Here is a 17,387-nt window from a genome sequence, read left to right as displayed (position 1 = left end):
CAATGCAGCGACTCCCCAAAGGATCCTCACCGGCCACCTCCTCCGCGGGGGAGGCTCCGGGGACCGATTTGTCTGGCATTGCCATGACGGCGGTGACAGCGGTGGATCAGCTGCTGACCGGTGCCGGTGCCCCCACCGCCGGCACCGGGCTGCGGCCCGCCCCTGAGGAAGAAGTTGATGTCCTGGCCGTTGCCATGGCCGCCGCTCCTGATTCCTCGCCCCGAGAGGACTCCGAGGAGTCGCTGCATCCCACGCCGCAGCCCCGGCGGGGCGCTGTGGAAACAGCCCTCTGGTATGGCGTGGACGTCGCTGCCCGCGCGGCCGCGGCCGGCGTTACCGGCAAAGCCGGTGAAACACTGCTGGTGGAACCGCCGTCGGACAGGGCCGCTGACCTGCCGGCCAAACTGATTTTTGTAGGCGTCGGCGATGAGTCCGTCCAAAACCTGCGCCGTGCCGGAGCGGCACTGGCCCGAGCCACCAAAGGTGCGCGCCGGATACGCGCCGCGGTGGTTGACGGACTCGGTCCCGCCGCGCAGCAGGCCTTTCTCGAAGGCTTCCTGCTGGGCGGATACCAGGCGCCCCGCCAGGGAAAAACGCCAGCCGGCCCTGCCATGGCCCGCGCCATGGAAGTCACCGGTCTGGATTCAGATGCGCAGCGCCAGGCACAGATCACCGCCCGGGCTGTGTGGCTGGCCAGGGATCTCACCAACCTTCCGCCCGACGTCGCAACCCCCGCCTGGATGGCGGCACAAAGCCGTGCCGTTGCGAAGCGTGCGGGCCTGGAGATCACCGTCCTGGAGGAGGCCGAACTCCTGCGGCAGGGGTTCGGCGGCCTGACCGCGGTTGGATCCGGTTCTGCGAATCCGCCGCGCCTGGTGCAGGTTACTTACCAGCCTTCCGCCGAGACCGCGGAACACGTTGTTTTGGTTGGCAAGGGGATCACTTTTGATTCCGGCGGCATCTCACTGAAGCCCCGTGACGCAATGATGTCCATGAAGATGGACATGGCCGGCGCCGCCGTGGTGCTGGCTGCTGTGGAGGCCGCTGCCGAACTGGAGCTGCCGCACCGCGTTACGGGAATCCTGGCCCTGGCGGAGAATGCCATCGGCGCTTCCGCTTACCGGCCCGGTGACGTTGTCACCACTTACGGCGGCACGACTGTGGAGATCGGGAACACGGACGCCGAGGGCAGGATGGTCCTCGCTGACGCGCTGGCCTATGCAGCCGCGGGCCTCGCCCCGGACGTTTTGGTGGATATTGCCACCCTGACGGGAGCTGCAGCCCTGGGTCTGGGCCAGCAGTACGGTGCAGTGTTCTCCAATACCGAGCTTCTGCTGGATGCAATGGAGGAAGCGGGGGAGGCTTCGGGGGACCGCGTCTGGCCGCTGCCCCTTGTCCATGAATATGACTACGCTCTTGACTCGGTGACAGCGGACGTGGCGCACGTGGCTCCGCCGGCGCTCAAGTTCGGTGCGGGGGCAATTGTGGCCGCACTGTTCCTCGAAAAGTTCGTTGACGGTGTTCCCTGGGCGCATCTGGACATTGCCGGGCCGATGAGCGCTCGTGCGGACAGGCATGAGATCGCCAAGGGGGCTACCGGATTCGGAGCCAGGCTGCTGATCAGTTTCCTTCAGAACCTGCCCGGCCTCCGGCCCTGACCGCCGCCGCTGGGGAGCCCCGGACCGCTAGCTGGTCTTGACCGCCAGCAGCAGGCCGTCACCGGTGGGCAGCAGTGACGACACAAGAGCGTCATTGTCCCGGATCGCTTTTCCGACTTTCCGCATGGTGTTGGTGGTCTCTTCGCGGATGGCCGGATCGGAGACTTTCCCGTGGTCCAGGGCGTCGTTGACCACCAGCAGTCCGCCGCGCTTGAGCAGACGGACGGCCTGCGTCACATAGAGCGGAAAAGACGGCTTGTCGGCGTCGATGAAAACCATGTCGTAGGCCCCGTCGGTGAGCCGCGGAAGGACCTCGGCGGCACGGCCCGAAATGGTGCGGGTCCGGTTGCCGGCCACGCCGGCTTCGCGGTAGGCCTCACGCGCCGCCCGAAGATGGTCGACGTCGGAATCAATGGTGGTCAAGACGGACTGGCGTCCCAGACCCCGCAGCAGGCAGACGCCGGAGACCCCGGCACCGGTGCCCACTTCCACCACAGTCTGTGCCTTGGACGCTGCGGCGAGAACCGTCAGGGCAGCGCCGACGCCGGTCGAGACGGGCGAAACTCCCAGTTCATAGGAGCGCTCCCGCGCGCGCAGCAGGACCTCGTCCTCGAAGGGCAGTCCCTCCGTGTAGGACCAGCTGGTCTGCTTGTCGGCGCTCATTCGTGTCACTTTCGTTTGTTGGGGAACCATGCTCAGTCAAGCTTAAGGCCCGGCGGCGGCCGGGTTGGCTTTGCGGGACGCGGGCCGCGGCAGCCGGTAAAACACCGCTCTTGTGTGCGCACGGCAAGAGTGCTAACAGCGAATTCCCAGACTGATGCGTCAACATAATTATGCAGGACGCTAACAAGGGCTTCGTTTGGCCGCGGGCCGGATGACATTACTTCACGGGAAGGAGGGCAGCCATGTCCACGACCTCAGCAACCGGCGGACCGGCTGACTCCGAGTGGGTGCGGCCCACCTGGGAAGAAGTAGTGCAGGCGCACTCAGCCAAAGTGTACCGGCTGGCCTACCGCCTGACCGGCAACCGGCACGACGCCGAAGACCTCACGCAAGAGGTGTTTGTCCGTGTCTTCCGCTCCCTGGAGAATTTCCAGCCCGGAACCCTGGACGGGTGGCTGCACCGCATCACCACAAATCTCTTCCTGGACCAGGCTCGGCGCAAGAGCCGCATTCGGTTTGACGGTATGACCGAAGAGGCTGAGAGCCGGCTCCCCAGCAACGGGCCCGGACCCGAGCGAAGCTTTGAGTTCAATAACCTCGACGTGGATATTGCCCGGGCGCTGGATGAACTTCCGCCCGACTTCAGGGCTGCCGTAGTCCTGTGCGACCTTGAGGGCCTGTCCTATGACGAAGTGGCCCGTGCCCTGGGCGTCAAGCTTGGAACGGTCCGCTCCCGGATTCACCGCGGCCGCACCATGCTGAAAGAGAAATTGGCGCACCGCGATCCCCAGGTCCGCCCCCAAACCGGACCGCGGCTCAAGCTGCCGCGCGTGGCAGGCGCCAACTGATTTCATGCGACACCCCAAACGCCTTTTGCAGGAATACCTGGACGGTCAGGCCAGCCCGGCCCGTGCCGCTGTACTGCAGGCACACCTTTCGCGGTGTGCCCGGTGTCGTTCCGAAGCGGCCAGGGAACGCCGGCAGCGGGCACGCCTGAACTCATTTGCGGTTCCTGAACCGGATCCCGTGCTGCGCGAACGCATCGAACGCACGGCACACCCCGCAGATGACGGGACACCGGCGGATTATGCACATGCTCCCGGAACAAGCCGGAACCGCCGACGACGCTTCGCAGCTGCCACAGGAGTAGTGGCTGCCGCCGTCGGGCTGGTCCTTTCCACCGCCTACCTGCTGGGAGGCTGGGTCCAGCCTCCGGTAACGCAGCAGGCGGCGCCGGGTCTGGCCGATGTGTGGAACGACGTAACCGGCGGAGGCCGGGATGACCAGCTGGCTCCTGAACAGCTCGCGGAACTGCGGTCCCGCGGGTGGGCCTGCCCGGAGCTCGCGTCGGCGGGAATGGCCGTCGCAGGGGCCCGGGCTGCCCTGGTTGACGGGGAACCGGCGGTCATCATGACCCTGGAAGGCGAGGGGGCCAGCGTGAACGTGTATGAGACCCACCCCGCTTCCTGGTCCGAAGAGACCGTGGTGGACGGCGTCAGCGGGAAACCGGTCACGGAGGAAGGGTTCATCCTGCAGGAAGAGCGTCCCGGACGCCCGCAGATATGGATTCATCCCCAGCGTCCCCATCGCGCTGTTGTGGCCTCGAAGCGGGTTACCTACACCGTGGAGGTGTCTTCGTCCGGGGACGTTCTGAACGAAGCTGTCAGCGAGATTTCCCTCACCGAGTCATCGAGGCTGGCGCTTCATGCCCGGGAGAAGGCCCATGGGGTATGGGACCGCATCAAGAGCGGTTTCACCATCATGACGGGCACCGGTGGACAGGATTGACCGGACCGCAGGAAAACCGTCCGTCCGGAACGGGAACTGGCTTGCGGTGCAGCATGAAAGGTAGTCTTCACAGGTGATCGGAATCAACGGCTATGAGCTGCTCGTCCTGGCGATCCTTGCCGTAGCGGTGCTGGGTCCCGAAAGGCTGCCGGAATACGCCTCCCAGCTTGCACGTTTGGTCCGTGAAGTGCGGCGGATGGCCACTGGTGCCCGGGAACAGCTCCGGGAAGAGGTTGGCCCCGAAATTGACGAGGTTGACTGGCGCAAACTTGATCCGCGGCAGTATGACCCGCGCCGGATCATCAAGGAAGCACTTCTGGATGATTTCGAAGACGCCGTCAAGCCCGTCAGTGCGCGGCCCGCGCCTGCTGCACCGCAGGCAACCGCAGGTGCCCCCGGACGCGCCGCTGCGCCCAGCGGAGCTCCGGCTGTGAAGCCGCTCATGCGGCTGCAGGACGGGGACCGGGCGCCCTTTGACACCGAAGCCACCTAGACACGCTGGGAAGCCAAAGCGGCGGAACAGGAACTCCTAGCGCGGTGTAACACCGAGCTTCAAGCCCGAGAGTCCCCGGGGACGCCTGGCCAGGGCACCGGCGATGCGGCGAAGCTCAGCGCCCGCCGAACCTTCCACCAGGGCTGATTCCGAGAGCACCACGGGTGCACCGGAATCGCCGCCGGTCCGCAGATCAACATCGAGCGGGATGCTTCCCAGCAGCGCAATGTCCTTGCCCAGTGCTTCGCTGAGCCGTTTGGCCACGATGTCTCCGCCGCCGGAGCCGAACAGCTCCATCCGTTCTCCGGTGGGCAGCTGCAGCCAGGACATGTTCTCGATAACGCCTGCCACGCTCTGACCGGTTTGGGAAGCCACTGTTCCCGCACGTTCGGCGACGTCCGCTGCGGCTGCCTGCGGGGTGGTTACCACCAAAATTTCCGACTGCGGCAGGAGCTGCGCCACAGAAATGGCAATGTCTCCGGTTCCGGGCGGCAGGTCCAGGAACAGGACATCAAGGTCGCCGAAATACACGTCGGTCAGGAACTGCTCCAGAGCGCGGTGGAGCATGGGTCCGCGCCAGGCCACCGGAGCGTTGCCGGCAACGAACATGCCAATGGAAATCGTCTTGATCCCGTAGGCCACGGGCGGAAGGATCATTTCATCCACGCGGGTGGGCGGCTGGGTGATGCCCAGCAGCCCGGGGATGGAGAAGCCGTGAACATCAGCGTCCACGATCCCCACGCGCAGTCCGGAGGCGGCCATGGCCGCGGCAAGGTTCACGGTGACACTGGATTTTCCCACCCCGCCTTTCCCGCTGGCCACCGCGTACACGCGGGTCAGGGAACCGGGCCGGTTGAAGGGAATGTCCTTGGCTCCGCCGGGACCGCGCAGTTTTTCCTTAAGCGCTGTCCGCTGCTCCGCGGTCATGACACCAAGGTCAACACGGACCCCGGTGATGCCCTCAACGCCGCCCAGGACGCGTTCGACGTCGGCGGTAATGGTTTCATGCAGGGGGCACCCGGAGATGGTGAGCAGGACGCCCACGGAGGCGACGCCGTCGTCGTCCACGGACACCCCGCTGACCATTCCCAGCTCAGTGATGGGGCGCCGGAGCTCCGGGTCCAGGACCGCGTCAAGCGCAGCCAGCGCACGGTCGGCTGTGTGTTGCAGTGGTGCCACGCTCTAGTTTTCCCTCCCGCCCGGATTGAGTTTGGGCATGTGTTCCGTGGCCGCGGAAGATCCTGAGGAATCAGGACGACGGCGCTGGCTGCGCTTTGCGGGAGCGTCCTCGGATGATTCGCTGTTGTTGGCTTCGAGCAGTTCCTCGAGGAGGCTTCTTAGCTCCGACCGTACGTAGTCGCGGGTGGCGACTTCGCGCAGGGCGATCCGCAGCTCGGCGATCTCCCGGGTCAGGTACTCCGTGTCCATCAGGTTTCGCTCAGCGCGTTCGCGGTCCTGGCGAACCGACACACGGTCCCGGTCATCCTGGCGGTTCTGTGCCAGCAGGAGCAGCGGGGCGGCGTAGGAAGCCTGCAGCGAAAGCATGAGGGTCAGCAGCGTAAAGCCCAGGGCTATGTCGTCGAAGCGCAGGGGCTCCGGTCCCCAGGTGTTCCAAATCAACCAGACGGCACAGAACACCGTCATGTAGAGCAGGAACTGCGGGGTGCCCATGAAGCGGGCAAAGTTCTCGGTGGCGTGGCCGAAGGCGTCCGGGTTCGGAGACAAGCGCGGAAGCCAGCGTGCACGGGCGGTCCGGGGCGTATCCAGGCCGCTGGTCTGCGACTTTACTTTTTCAGCCATGGGTCCTTCCCTGCTTCACATCGGTTGGTGCGTCGTCGGAGGCACGCCAGTCGTCCGGAAGCAGGTGGTCCAGGACGTCATCCACGGTCACCGCCCCCACCAGACGGCCGGCGTCATTGACGACAGGCAATGAATTGAGGTTGTAGGTGGCGAGCATCCGGGACACTTCGCTGATGCTGGCGTAGTCCCGGACCGGCTCCAAGTCCGTATCAAGGATATTCCCCAGCGCCTCCGGGGGAGCCGAACGCAGCAGCTGCTGGATGTGCACCACACCGAGGTACCGTCCCGTGGGTGTTTCCAGGGGAGGGCGGCACACGTAAATCGAGGAAGCCAGGGCCGGGGTCAGCTCCTCGCGGCGCACATGGGCCAGCGCTTCGGCAACCGTAGCCTCCGGCGGCAGGATGACGGGAACCGGGGTCATCAGGGAACCGGCGGTGTCTTCCTCGTAGTTCAGCAGCCGCCGCACATCGCGGGCGTCCTCGGGTTCCATCAGCTGCAGAAGCTCTTCCTTCTGGTCCTCCGGAAGTTCGTTGAGCAGGTCAGCGGCGTCGTCGGGGTCCATTTCCTCCAGGACGTCGGCAGCGCGCTCCACATCCAGGGACTGCAGGATCTGGACCTGGTCGTCGTCAGGAAGTTCCTGCAGGACATCCGCAAGGCGCTCGTCCTGGAGTTCGCTGGCCACTTCAATCCGGCGCTTGCCGGTCATCTCATGCAGGGCATCGGCGAAGTCGGCAGCCTTCAGGTCATCATTCTGGGCCACGAAGGAGGTGGCGGCCTGGGGGCCGGAGGTGTCCCAGTGGATGATGTCCTTCCAGTCCACGATCATCTGTTCACCGCGCCTGCGCAGGGGGCGCAGGCGGGATTCCGGACCGCTGCGGCGGACGAAGAGGTTGGACACGTGCCAGTCGCCGGCACGGTTCTGCTCAATGGCAATGTCTTCAATGGTGGCTTCGCCGCTTCCGTCCCGCAGCGTGACCTTGCGGTCGAAGAGCTCTCCCACCACCAGCATCTCCGCGCCGCGCTGTTCGAAACGGCGCAGGTTGACCAGTCCGGTGCAGATGATCTGGCTTGGATCCATGGAGGTGATGCGGGTCAGCGGCACAAAGACGCGCTTCTTGCCCGGCACCTCCACCACAATGCCTACGGCCTGCGGAGGACGCCCGGGCCCGCGGTCCAGCACGACGGCGTCGCGAAGGCGGCCCAGACGGTCACCCAGGGGGTCGAATACGTCGAGGCCGAGCAGGCGTGCGATGAAGACGCGGGTAGGATTTTTGCTCACATTCTTAGGCTACGGGGTGCCCGGCGCTTCCGCCGTATCGGCGGCTCCGCCGCAGCACCGGCCGGGGAGGAATGCACGGCCGGTCCCGGCACCGCCGCGGGATGAAGTTCACTTCGAGCGATACGGCCCCCATGGGAGCGGTAAGTGGGACAGAATGGAGGGATGTCTACCCTTTTTGGTTCAAAGCCGCCACGTGATGAAGGCCGCGCCCTGCCCCAGGGCGAAACGGTGGGCCGCTACACCGCCTACCTGGATGCCCAGAAGGCGGTGGACTATCTGGCAGACAGCAAGTTTCCGGTGCAGATGGTCTCCATTATCGGCAGCGAACTGAAGTCGGTGGAACGGGTGACCGGCAGGTTGTCCTACCCCAGGGTTGCGCTGTCTTCGATGGCTACCGGTGCCTGGTTCGGGTTGTTCGTTGGACTGGCGCTGATGCTCTTTGCCGGCGGGGAAAGCTATGTTTCCCTGATCCCGTCCATGGCTCTTGGTGCAGTGTTTTGGCTGCTGTTCGGTGTGCTCGCCTACGCTCTCCAGCGGGGCCGGCGGGACTTCACCTCCACAAGCCAGGTCATTGCCACGAGTTACGACGTGATTGTGGCACCACAGGCAGCCAATGACGCCCGCCGCCTGCTGCAGCAGCTGCCGATGATCGGCCAGCACGGCCACCCCCAGCCTCCGCAGTACCGTCCGCCGTACACCGGCCCCCAGGGACCTCATGGGCAGCAGGGGCCGCCGCAGGGCGGGGCCGGAGCAGCTCCGGAGCGGCCGGCCGGATGGGCCAACCCGTACGGGGCGGCAACCGGCGGGCAGCCAACCCAGCCAACCCAGCCGGCGGATGCCGGGCAGGAAGGGCAGGCTCCGGGCAGAGAGCAGGCCCCCACTGGAACCGTCCCCCGGGGGCAGTTCCCGGATCTTCCCGACGGCCGTCCGCAGTACGGAGTGCGGCTTCCGTCCGCCCCGGCGGCAGCCCCGCCCGCCGCGACGCACAGCGGCGAAGAGAAGGAGCACGGCGAAGGAGAAGGCGGGGTTCCCCGCCAGCAGGCATAAAGACTAAACAGCGGAAGGCTCCGCACCCAAGGGTGCGGAGCCTTCCGCTGTTTAGTCGTCTGTCAGGACACCGTCAGTTACTCGGCGAGTCCGGCCATCCAGTCTTCCACATCTTCCGGATTGCGCGGCAGAGCGGCGCTGAGGTTCACCGGACCGTCGGCGGTGATGAGGATGTCATCCTCAATGCGCACACCGATGCCCCGGTATTCCTCGGGAACGGAAAGGTCCTCGTTCTTGAAGTACAGGCCCGGTTCGATGGTGAACACCATTCCCTCGGTGATGATGCCGTCCAGGTAAAGCTCCTTGCGGGCCTGGGCGCAGTCGTGAACGTCGAGACCGAGGTGGTGGCTGGTGCCGTGCGGCATCCACCGGCGGTGCTGCTGGCCGTTGTCCGAGAGGGCTTCCTCCAGGGAGACCGGCAGGAGGCCCCAGTCGGCCAGCCGCTCGGCCAGAACCTTGACGGCAGCCTGGTGCACGTCGCGGAACTTGGCGCCGGGCTTGGCGGCGGCAAAGCCAGCGTCGGCGGCATCGAGGACGGCCTGGTAGATCTTGCGCTGCACCTCTGAGTAGGTGCCGTTGACCGGAACGGTGCGCGTGATATCGGCGGTGTAGAGGCTGTCAGCTTCCACTCCGGCGTCGAGGAGCAGGAGCTCGCCGGCGTTCACGGTGCCGTTGTTGCGGATCCAGTGCAGGACGGTGGCGTTGTTGCCGGCCGCGGCAATGGTGTCATAACCGAGGTCGTTGCCCTCTTCACGGGCTCGGGCAAAGAATGCGCCCTCCACTACCCGCTCGCCCCGGGGGTGGGAAATTGCGCGGGGAAGGGCCTTGATGACCTCGGTGAAACCGTTGACCGTCGCCGCAACGGCGGCTTTCATCTGCTGCACCTCCCACGCGTCCTTGATCAGGCGCAGTTCGGACAGGGCCTCGGTAAGCTCGCCGTCCAGGGCGTCAAGGGCACTGAGGTCAACGTTTTCCGGGTCCATGGCGGTGTTGTAGCGGACGGTGTCCACCAGTGCATCCACCATTTCGTCCACCTTGCGCAGCAGGCGGACGGAGACGCCGCCGAACTGCGGATCGCCGACGTTGGAGGTGATGGCCGTTTCGGCCTCGTCCAGGTGGCGGGTGGGCAGGTCCAGCAGGGCGCTGACCTGTTCCAGGCCCAGGCGCGAGCCGATCCAAAAAGCGCCGTAGCGGGCGTTGGAGTAGAACTCTTCACTGTCCGTGCCGGCGAGCGGACGGAAGTAGAGGACGGCAGTGTGGTTGCCGCCGTCGTCGCCTGTTCCCGGTTCGACCGGCTCCATGATGAGCACGGCGTCGGGTTCCCGGTCCAGGCCAAGGCCAGTCAGGTGCGCAAAGCCGGAGTGCGGGCGGAAACGGTAATCGGTGTCATTGGACCGGACCTTGAGCGGGCCGGCGGGGATCACGAGGCGCTCACCCGGGAACCGCTCGGACAGGGCACGACGGCGCTGGGCGGCGTAGGGGGCAACTTCTGCGCGCGCGGGAAGCTCGGCGTCGTCCTCGGCCCAGCCGGTTGCCATGAAAGCCTTGTAGGCCTCATTGGACGGTTTCTGGGAGCGGTTGTTTACGCGGTCATCCAAGGGCTGCCCTTCGGACAACTCCCCGAGTCCCGACGTGTCGGCGGTGGTCATTGGATTCGCATCAGTAGTCACCCCTCCATGGTCTCACTGTGCGGACGGGGCGGCCAAACATGCGCAGAAGCTTCCTGCGGCAGCGTGCAATCCCGCAAGGGCCTGAAGCAAGTACATTGATGGGGTGAGAATCGACCTGCACACGCACTCCACAGTCTCCGACGGAACGCAGCCGCCGGCGGAGGTGATGCGTTCGGCGAAAGAGGCAGGGCTGGACGCGGTGGCCCTGACCGACCATGACTCCACCTCCGGGTGGACAGAGGCAATGCAGGCCGCCCGTGAGGAGGGCCTGATCCTGGTGCCCGGGATGGAAGTTTCCTGCCGGAGCAGCGAAGGGATCAGCGTTCACGTGCTGTCCTACCTGCATGATCCGGCGAACCCGGAACTGTTGGCGGAAATCGCCAGGTCCAGGACCGCACGGGTGTCACGGGCGGAAATGATGGTCCAGCGGCTGGCGGAAGACTTTCCCATCGACTGGGACCTGGTACAGCGCCATGTTGCTCCGGGGGCGACCATCGGGCGGCCGCACATCGCTGATGCGCTCGTGGCCGCCGGAGTGGTGCCCAACCGCTCGGCTGCCTTCTCCGGCATCCTGACGGCACGCTCGCGCTACTTTGTGGCGCATTATGCGCCGGACCCGGCCCACGCCGTCGAGCTGATCCGCGCGGCCGGGGGAGTGCCCGTGTTTGCCCACCCGGTGGCGTCCTCCCGCGGACGGGTGGTGGGCGAAGAAACTTTCCGCGAAATGATCGACGCCGGGCTGCTGGGTGTGGAAGCGGATCACCGCGACAACCCGGAGGAAGGCCGGGCGTGGCTGCGCAGCCTGGCAGCGGAGCATTCGCTGCTGGTCACCGGATCCAGCGACTACCACGGGACCGGCAAACCCAACCTGCTCGGGGAGTTCACTACGGGCCCGGAGGTGCTGGACAAGATAGAGTCCCTGGCAACCGGGACCGCCGTCGTCCGGCCGTAGGATCAGGCGCTGGCCACGGACTGAACCGCGTCACCGGAAACAATGTCGGCCGCATGCCCAAGCCGCTTGGACATCACTTCAATGGCCTGGGGATTGGCATCCACACAGACAAACTTCCGGTTCAGTTTGGCGGCTACCGCACCCAGCGTGCCGGAACCGGCAAAGAAGTCCAGGACCCAGTCGCCCTCACGGCTGCTGGCGGCCACGGTGCGCCGCAGCAAACCCTCGGGCTTTTGGGTGGGGTAGCCGGTTTTTTCCTTGCCGGTGGGGGACACAATGGTGTGCCACCAGACGTCGGTGGGCAGCTTGCCCAGCGCCACCTTTTCGGGAGTGACCAAACCCGGCGCCATGTACGGCTCGCGGTCCACCTCGGCATTGTCGAAGTGGTACGCCGCGGGATTCTTGACGTACACGAGGATGTTGTCGTGTTTGGCCGGCCAGCGGTTCTTCGCCCGTCCGCCGTAGTCATAGGCCCAGATGATCTCGTTAAGGAAGCAGTCCCTGCCGAAAAGGGCGTCCAGCATGACCTTGGCGTAATGCACCTCGCGGTAATCCAGATGCACGTACAGGGTGCCGTCGTCGGCCAGGAGGCGCCAGGCTTCGGCCAAACGTGGTTCCAGGAACGCCCAGTAGTCCTCGAAGGCGTCGTCGTAGCTCGAAAGCAGGCCCTTGACCGTGCTGTAGCTGCGGCCCTTGAACCCCACCCGGTCGCCGGTGCCGTCGGTGCTGCGGACCATGGTGGTCTGCTGCCGCCGCTGCGAGCGGCCGGTGTTGAACGGGGGATCCACGTAAATCATGGTGAAGGCGCCGTCCGGCAGGGTCGGCAGGAACACGGCGTTGTCCGCGTGTACCACCAGCGACCTGCCGGACGGTGACCAAAGGGGAGTGCTCATAAAAAGGAGTGCTGCCCGGTTATTCGGCTGCGGGTGCGGAGTTGCCGACCACTTCGCCGTTGCGGCGGCGCGTACGGGTGCGGCTGCGGCGGGGCCGCTCTGCAGCAGTGTCAGCGGATGCCGACGGCGCTTCGGCAGCGCGCGCCGGGGCAGCCTGCTGGTCGCCGGAACGCCGGGACTCTTCACGCTTGTCGGAGCGTCCGCGGTCGCCGCCGCTGCGGGGCCGGTCGCCGCGGGTGCCGCCCGTACGGGTCCGGTCACGGCCGCGGGAGCTGTCACGGGCGCCGTCACGGGAGGGAGCGGAACCGTTCTTCTTGCCGGTCTCGCCCAGGTCCTCGATCTTCTCGGCGTCAATACCCGCATGCGTGCGCTTGTTGCGCGGCAGCCGGCCCTTGGTGCCTTCGGGGATGTCCAGATCAGTGTAGAGATGCGGGGACGAGGAATACGTTTCCACCGGCTCGGCCTGGTCCAGGCCCAGAGCCTTGTTGATGAGGCCCCAGCGGGGGACGTCATCCCAGTCCACGAACGTCACGGCAGTGCCCTTGTTGCCGGCGCGGCCGGTGCGGCCCACGCGGTGCAGGTAGGTCTTCTCGTCTTCGGGGCACTGATAGTTGATGACGTGGGTGACGTCATCAACGTCGATGCCGCGGGCAGCCACGTCGGTGGCTACCAGTACGTCAACTTTTTCATTGCGGAAGGCGCGCATGGCCTGTTCGCGTGCGCCCTGGCCCAGGTCGCCGTGCATGGCGGCAACGGCAAAGCCGCGGTCCGCCAGTTCCTCGGACAGCTTGGCGGCCGTGCGCTTGGTCTTGGTGAAAATGATGGTGCGTCCGCGGTTCTTGGCCTGCAGGATGCGGGACACCACTTCACTCTTATCGAGGTTGTGGGCACGGTAGACAACCTGGCGGATGTCCTTCTTGGTCATGCCCTCGTCATCAGGATCCGCTGCCCGGATGTGGGTGGGCTTGGTCATGTAGCGGCGGGCCATGGCGACGACGGCGCCGGGCATGGTGGCCGAGAACAGCAGCGTCTGGCGCACTGCGGGCGTGGCGGCCATCAGGGTTTCCACATCCGGCAGGAAGCCAAGGTCCAGCATCTCGTCGGCCTCGTCGAGGACCACGATCCGCACGTTCTTCAGCGAGAGGTGCTTCTTGTTGTAAAGGTCGATCAGGCGGCCCGGGGTGCCGACCACGATTTCGACGCCGGCGGCCAGGGCCTCGGTCTGCGGCTCGTAGGCGCGGCCGCCGTAGATCGTGACGATCCGTGCACCGCGGCGCTTAGCAGCGGTGGACAGGTCGCCGGCAACCTGAACGGCGAGTTCACGGGTGGGAACCACAATGAGGGCCTGCGGGGCGCCGGGCACGGCCAGGGAGGCGTAGGCCTCGTCGTCGGGCGCAATGACACGCTGGATGGCAGGAATGCCGAATCCCAGTGTCTTGCCGGTACCGGTCTTGGCCTGGCCAATGATGTCATGGCCGCCCAGCGCCACCGGCAGGGTCATCGACTGGATCGGGAAGGGATGGGTGATCCCCGCTTCGGAAAGGGATTCCACAATGTCGGAGCGGACGCCGAAATCCGCGAAGGTCAGTTCCGGGATTACGGCCGCTGCCTGCGTAGTGGCCAGGGTTTCAGCCACGTTCAAAGCTTCATTGCTGTCATCGGCGGTGAGGTGACGGGTGTCGTCCACCTGGGAAAGTTCAGTGTTCAATTAAGTACCGTTCAGTTAGGCATCGCGGCGCCAGGCTCGACGAGTGGCTGCAAGAGTCCACACCGGAGCGGATGGCGGGCGCATGATGCGTCCAGCGGAAGCCGATCGCGGGCTAACAACTGCAGGTCCGCCGCGGTGCATCGGGCACGGCCGGCGGCCAAAAATTTCAAGATCGCGTAGGTATTGCGGGTCTGGCTAAGGTCTATCAGACGACCGGGCATCCTTTTACTACCAACCAGTCTACCCGGTGGGTGCCAGCCGCCATGCATTGGCGGGGCGCGGCGCGCAGACGACTGTCCGGTGCCGGCGGTACGCTGGGGTCCATGACAAACGGGACCCGCACTGAACCAGACTCCGCCTACGGCCCGGGATCCTCAGATGACGGGGATATTTACCGCCGCTTCCTCGCGGACCTCTTCGGCGTCATGGCGTATGGAGAGCTTTCAGCGTTCGAACGAATGTCCTCCGATGCACGTTTTTCACCCACCCTGCATGACCGCACGGTCCTGGGCCGGCTGGCCGTGCGCGAATACGAACACTTTGAGTGCGTCACGGAGCACCTGGTGAAGCTGGGCCTTGATCCGGAGGCGGCCATGCGCCCCTTCCAGCCGTCAGTGGATGCCTTCCATGACCGGACCCGGCCCGCGGACTGGTTTGAGTCCCTGATGAAGTTCTACGTCACGGATGCCATTTCAGATGATTTCTATCAGTCGGTTGCCGCACGGCTGGATCCCGCCACGGCAGAACTGGTTCTTGGGCTGAAGGAAGAAGCGGAGCCCGCGGGAGAAGTCCTAGAAGCCAGGCTGCAGCAGGCACTAGCCGATGATCCCCGCCTCGCGTCCCGTCTGGCCCTGTGGGGGAGGCGGCTGGTTGGTGAAGCGCTGACCCAGGCCCAGCGCGTGGTGCTTGAGCGTGCGGTTGGAGGCGGGCACCTGCAGGGACCAGCACAGGGAGTGTACGGGGATGAGCTCAAGACTCTGTTCGCCGAACTGACCCGGAACCACTCCCGGCGGATGAGCCGGCTCGGTCTTACCGCCTGACAGCGACTCCCGCAGCCGCTGCCGCACAACAGCCGGCAGGCGCGGATGATCGACAGGCGCTCTACAACGCATGGGGGAGCATCATGAGCAGATCTGTGGCTAAACGCGGCCTTTTGCTGGCCTGCGCGGCGGCGCTCGCCGTCTCGGCCGGGGCAACGGACACCTCCGGCCTGCAGCAGCAGACGCAACCGCGCATCTCGCTGCTGGCCGGGTATCTGCAGGAAAAGAACAGCGCCGAACCGGCCGGGGGACTGCCGCAGACGGCCTGGAAAGACATCAGGGCGTTCCAGCTGCTGCGGGCAGCGCAAGGACATCCCCTGGAGCCATCCGTATCCGGCTTGTCCTGTCCGGAACCGGCCGTATGCCGCAGGCAGTTTGGCGACGAAGTGGTTTTCTGGACGGCCGGAAACGGAGCGTTGGCGCTTCACAAATCAGTGGATGCCCTCAGCAAACGGAGCGATTTTTCCTCATTGGGCAAACCGCTGACCTCCGAGTACGCCCAGGGAGCCGTTTACCGTACGGATTTTGAGAACGGTTCGCTGATCCGCGTCCCGGAATTGGACCGGGTGATGACCTGGGATCCTGAAATTGCCGGTTCCGCAGTCGTCATCGGAGACTCACAGGCAGGGCCGGGCACCTGGGTGGATCAGGGGTTGGCCGAGCTGGGCTACCGGACTGTGCTCCGCGGCGCCGGAGGGACAGGCTACGTCCAGGGCAACGGCACTATTGGCAACTACTACACAGCCCTGACACGGCAGCAATGGGTCCTGCCATGGGGAACCCCAAAGCTCGTTGTCCTGGAAGGCGGAGGAAATGATGCCTCAAACGCGTCGGACACAGAGATTGCCGAAGCGGCGGAGAGCATGATCCGGGAAGCCCGGCGTACTTATCCTCAGTCCCGGCTGGTCATGGTGGGCGTCATTTCCTCCGGCCTGGATTCGGCGGGCAGCAGGCGCACGGCGGTTGACACCCTGCTGGCCGGGGTGGCCCGGAGCCAGGGGGTGGAGTTCCTTAGTGTGGGGGACTGGTGGAGCCGGTTCTCGCTGGGGGAGTACCGGGAGCGTGACGGCCGCCATTTCACGGCGGCGGGGCACCAGGCCGCAGGACACATCCTGGCCCGCGAGCTGGGCACCCTCCTGTCCTCCGGCTAGCCGCGGGCCGTCAGAACCGCAGCACCCTTTCCAGCTCTGCCGCATCCCGGGCTTCGCGCCCGGGACCTGTGACAACCGCAGCAATGACAGCAGCGGCCGCCCCGGCAACCGGCGGCAGGACCCAAGCAAGCCAAAAGAGGTCAGGATCGGAGCCGACACCGCCCAGCTGGAGGCCCACCCACAGGATCATGGCTGCCGCCAGCGACAAGCCCGGCAGCAGGAAAAGACCGTACCGGGTCCGGCGCCGGTCCGCGCCCCGGACGATGAAGCCGGCCGCCAGCGCGGCCAGGGCGGCAATAATCAGGCTGATCACCGTCCGGCCTGCCGGGACCTAGAGGGCGCCGAAGCCGACGCGGCGAACCTCTTCGGCGCCGATTTCCACATAGCCGATGACGCCGGCGGGAACCATGATGAGCCTGCCCTTGTCATCCTTCAGGCGCAGTTCCTTCTGGTTGCTCAGGGCTTCGGCCACGACGTCAGCAACGGCGTCGGCGTTCTGGCTCGATTCAAAGACAATTTCGCGGCCAACATTCTGAATGCCGATTTTTACTTCCACCGTGGTGCCTCCTGTATTAATGAAACATATCCGCTTCGAAATCTACTCTAAATCTCCTTGGGGAACCGACTGATTCCGCGCCAAGCTAAACGGTAGATAAGCTCGGACGCCGCGTCGATGTCCAAGTCCCCATCTGTCTCCAGCCAGTAACGGGCACTGACCTGGGCCATTCCGGCCAGAGCCCGGCCCAGCAGCGTGGCCTCCACAGGTGAAAGCTTGGTGTCCTCGGCGATGACGCCGGCAATATTGGACGCGAACCGGGCGTTGAATTCCTCGATGCGTGAGCTGACTTCCGCGTCATTGGTCATGTCGGATTCAAAAACCAGCCGGTGGCCCTGGCTGTCCTGCGCCACGAAGCGGAAATAGGCGCGCATCGTTTCCCGGACGCGCAGCTTGTTGTCGCTGGTGGAGTTCAGGGCGCTGGTGAGGAATTCTGTCAGGGTGCCCAGATGGTCCTCGAGCAGCGCGAGATAGAGCTCCCGCTTGCCCGGAAAATGCTGATAGAGAACGGGTTTGCTGACCTGGGCCGCTTCGGCAATGTCATCCATGGCCGCTCCGTGGAAACCGTTGCTGACAAAAACTTCCTGCGCGGCGTTCAGCAGTTGGCGCCGCCGTTCCTCCCGGGGGAGCCGGGTCGGCTTGCCGGTTTGCTGGTTGCTCACGTGTACGGACCTCTCAACGGCACCGGG

Annotated in this window: 18 protein-coding genes; 8 read left to right on the top strand and 10 right to left on the bottom strand. The window is 65.5% G+C overall.

The window, feature by feature from the left end; all coding sequences use genetic code 11:
• The first annotated feature begins 2 nt into the window (after nt 1-2).
• The gene (locus CXR00_RS01360) at nt 3-1,658 is read left to right on the top strand and encodes a M17 family metallopeptidase (RefSeq protein WP_258060240.1); all 1,656 of its coding nucleotides are present in this window, start codon (nt 3-5) and stop codon (nt 1,656-1,658) included.
• Between the two features lie 27 nt (nt 1,659-1,685).
• On the opposite strand, the gene CXR00_RS01355 is transcribed toward CXR00_RS01360, so the two are convergent.
• Nucleotides 1,686-2,321, bottom strand: coding sequence for an O-methyltransferase (locus tag CXR00_RS01355; protein ID WP_104052618.1), 636 nt, complete (start codon nt 2,319-2,321; stop codon nt 1,686-1,688).
• Between the two features lie 242 nt (nt 2,322-2,563).
• Here CXR00_RS01355 and sigE point away from each other — a divergent pair, with 242 nt between their 5' ends.
• The 3 genes from sigE (at nt 2,564) to CXR00_RS01340 (ending at nt 4,602) form a co-directional block, all read left to right on the top strand.
• A complete protein-coding gene (sigE, locus tag CXR00_RS01350) occupies nt 2,564-3,169 on the top strand; it encodes an RNA polymerase sigma factor SigE (RefSeq protein ID WP_104052617.1) in 606 nt (201 codons plus the stop codon).
• Nucleotides 3,170-3,173: 4 nt separating this feature from the next.
• Nucleotides 3,174-4,109, top strand: a complete 936-nt coding sequence (locus tag CXR00_RS01345) for a zf-HC2 domain-containing protein (RefSeq protein WP_104052616.1) — start codon at nt 3,174-3,176, stop codon at nt 4,107-4,109.
• Between the two features lie 73 nt (nt 4,110-4,182).
• Complete coding sequence (locus tag CXR00_RS01340) at nt 4,183-4,602, top strand: Sec-independent protein translocase TatB (protein WP_104052615.1); 420 nt, start codon at nt 4,183-4,185, stop codon at nt 4,600-4,602.
• Nucleotides 4,603-4,638: 36 nt separating this feature from the next.
• Here CXR00_RS01340 and CXR00_RS01335 read toward each other — a convergent pair whose 3' ends face one another.
• Genes CXR00_RS01335 through CXR00_RS01325 form a run of 3 tightly spaced genes read right to left on the bottom strand, consistent with a single transcriptional unit; the run spans nt 4,639 to nt 7,681 of the window.
• Complete coding sequence (locus tag CXR00_RS01335) at nt 4,639-5,781, bottom strand: Mrp/NBP35 family ATP-binding protein (RefSeq protein ID WP_258059879.1); 1,143 nt, start codon at nt 5,779-5,781, stop codon at nt 4,639-4,641.
• 3 nt (nt 5,782-5,784) lie between these two features.
• Complete coding sequence (locus CXR00_RS01330) at nt 5,785-6,402, bottom strand: DUF1003 domain-containing protein (protein ID WP_104052614.1); 618 nt, start codon at nt 6,400-6,402, stop codon at nt 5,785-5,787.
• On the bottom strand, nt 6,395-7,681 hold the full coding sequence (locus tag CXR00_RS01325; protein ID WP_104052613.1) for a magnesium transporter: 1,287 nt from the start codon (nt 7,679-7,681) through the stop codon (nt 6,395-6,397). The genes CXR00_RS01330 and CXR00_RS01325 overlap by 8 nt, the downstream gene beginning before the upstream one ends.
• Before the next feature lie 162 nt (nt 7,682-7,843).
• Between CXR00_RS01325 and CXR00_RS01320 the strand changes: the two genes are divergently transcribed.
• A complete protein-coding gene (locus CXR00_RS01320) occupies nt 7,844-8,728 on the top strand; it encodes a general stress protein (RefSeq protein ID WP_104052612.1) in 885 nt (294 codons plus the stop codon).
• A 77-nt stretch (nt 8,729-8,805) separates the two neighbouring features.
• On the opposite strand, the gene CXR00_RS01315 is transcribed toward CXR00_RS01320, so the two are convergent.
• A complete protein-coding gene (locus tag CXR00_RS01315; protein ID WP_104052611.1) occupies nt 8,806-10,377 on the bottom strand; it encodes an aminopeptidase P family protein in 1,572 nt (523 codons plus the stop codon).
• A 124-nt stretch (nt 10,378-10,501) separates the two neighbouring features.
• Here CXR00_RS01315 and CXR00_RS01310 point away from each other — a divergent pair, with 124 nt between their 5' ends.
• Complete coding sequence (locus CXR00_RS01310; protein ID WP_104052610.1) at nt 10,502-11,350, top strand: PHP domain-containing protein; 849 nt, start codon at nt 10,502-10,504, stop codon at nt 11,348-11,350.
• 2 nt (nt 11,351-11,352) lie between these two features.
• On the opposite strand, the gene CXR00_RS01305 is transcribed toward CXR00_RS01310, so the two are convergent.
• Both CXR00_RS01305 and CXR00_RS01300 read right to left on the bottom strand, forming a co-directional pair.
• On the bottom strand, nt 11,353-12,243 hold the full coding sequence (locus CXR00_RS01305) for a site-specific DNA-methyltransferase (RefSeq protein WP_104052609.1): 891 nt from the start codon (nt 12,241-12,243) through the stop codon (nt 11,353-11,355).
• 19 nt (nt 12,244-12,262) lie between these two features.
• Entirely contained in the window at nt 12,263-13,879 is a 1,617-nt protein-coding gene (locus tag CXR00_RS01300; protein WP_258060292.1) for a DEAD/DEAH box helicase, read from the bottom strand.
• Nucleotides 13,880-14,274: 395 nt separating this feature from the next.
• Between CXR00_RS01300 and CXR00_RS01295 the strand changes: the two genes are divergently transcribed.
• A complete protein-coding gene (locus CXR00_RS01295) occupies nt 14,275-14,991 on the top strand; it encodes a ferritin-like fold-containing protein (RefSeq protein WP_104052608.1) in 717 nt (238 codons plus the stop codon).
• Between the two features lie 83 nt (nt 14,992-15,074).
• Nucleotides 15,075-16,142 (top strand): SGNH/GDSL hydrolase family protein, encoded by a 1,068-nt coding sequence (locus tag CXR00_RS01290; RefSeq protein ID WP_104052607.1) that lies wholly within the window; start codon nt 15,075-15,077, stop codon nt 16,140-16,142.
• 10 nt (nt 16,143-16,152) lie between these two features.
• On the opposite strand, the gene CXR00_RS01285 is transcribed toward CXR00_RS01290, so the two are convergent.
• The 3 genes from CXR00_RS01285 to CXR00_RS01275 are packed head-to-tail and all read right to left on the bottom strand — an operon-like array spanning nt 16,153 to nt 17,360.
• Complete coding sequence (locus tag CXR00_RS01285; protein WP_104052606.1) at nt 16,153-16,455, bottom strand: hypothetical protein; 303 nt, start codon at nt 16,453-16,455, stop codon at nt 16,153-16,155.
• A gap of 18 nt (nt 16,456-16,473) precedes the next feature.
• Nucleotides 16,474-16,698, bottom strand: a complete 225-nt coding sequence (locus CXR00_RS01280; protein WP_104052605.1) for a DUF3107 domain-containing protein — start codon at nt 16,696-16,698, stop codon at nt 16,474-16,476.
• A gap of 47 nt (nt 16,699-16,745) precedes the next feature.
• Nucleotides 16,746-17,360 carry a TetR/AcrR family transcriptional regulator gene (locus CXR00_RS01275; RefSeq protein ID WP_104052604.1) on the bottom strand — a complete coding sequence of 205 codons (615 nt, stop codon included), beginning with the start codon at nt 17,358-17,360 and terminating at the stop codon, nt 16,746-16,748.
• Between the last annotated feature and the right edge of the window lie 27 nt (nt 17,361-17,387).

Origin of the sequence: Arthrobacter sp. 9E16, assembly GCF_002929435.1 — a bacterium.
Taxonomy (GTDB): Bacteria; Actinomycetota; Actinomycetes; order Actinomycetales; family Micrococcaceae; genus Arthrobacter_B; species Arthrobacter_B sunyaminii.
Note: the sequence above shows the minus strand (reverse complement) of the source record. Positions and strands in the feature narration are given on the sequence as shown.

Bases quoted from the DNA above. Each gene is read 5' to 3' on its own strand.
- CXR00_RS01360 (WP_258060240.1), top strand. From the start codon at position 3: ATGCAGCGACTCCCCAAAGGATCCTCACCGGCCACCTCCTCCGCGGGG.
- CXR00_RS01355 (WP_104052618.1), bottom strand. From the start codon at position 2,321: ATGAGCGCCGACAAGCAGACCAGCTGGTCCTACACGGAGGGACTGCCC.
- sigE (WP_104052617.1), top strand. From the start codon at position 2,564: ATGTCCACGACCTCAGCAACCGGCGGACCGGCTGACTCCGAGTGGGTG.
- CXR00_RS01345 (WP_104052616.1), top strand. From the start codon at position 3,174: ATGCGACACCCCAAACGCCTTTTGCAGGAATACCTGGACGGTCAGGCC.
- CXR00_RS01330 (WP_104052614.1), bottom strand. From the start codon at position 6,402: ATGGCTGAAAAAGTAAAGTCGCAGACCAGCGGCCTGGATACGCCCCGG.
- CXR00_RS01320 (WP_104052612.1), top strand. From the start codon at position 7,844: ATGTCTACCCTTTTTGGTTCAAAGCCGCCACGTGATGAAGGCCGCGCC.
- CXR00_RS01315 (WP_104052611.1), bottom strand. From the start codon at position 10,377: ATGACCACCGCCGACACGTCGGGACTCGGGGAGTTGTCCGAAGGGCAG.
- CXR00_RS01305 (WP_104052609.1), bottom strand. From the start codon at position 12,243: ATGAGCACTCCCCTTTGGTCACCGTCCGGCAGGTCGCTGGTGGTACAC.
- CXR00_RS01295 (WP_104052608.1), top strand. From the start codon at position 14,275: ATGACAAACGGGACCCGCACTGAACCAGACTCCGCCTACGGCCCGGGA.
- CXR00_RS01290 (WP_104052607.1), top strand. From the start codon at position 15,075: ATGAGCAGATCTGTGGCTAAACGCGGCCTTTTGCTGGCCTGCGCGGCG.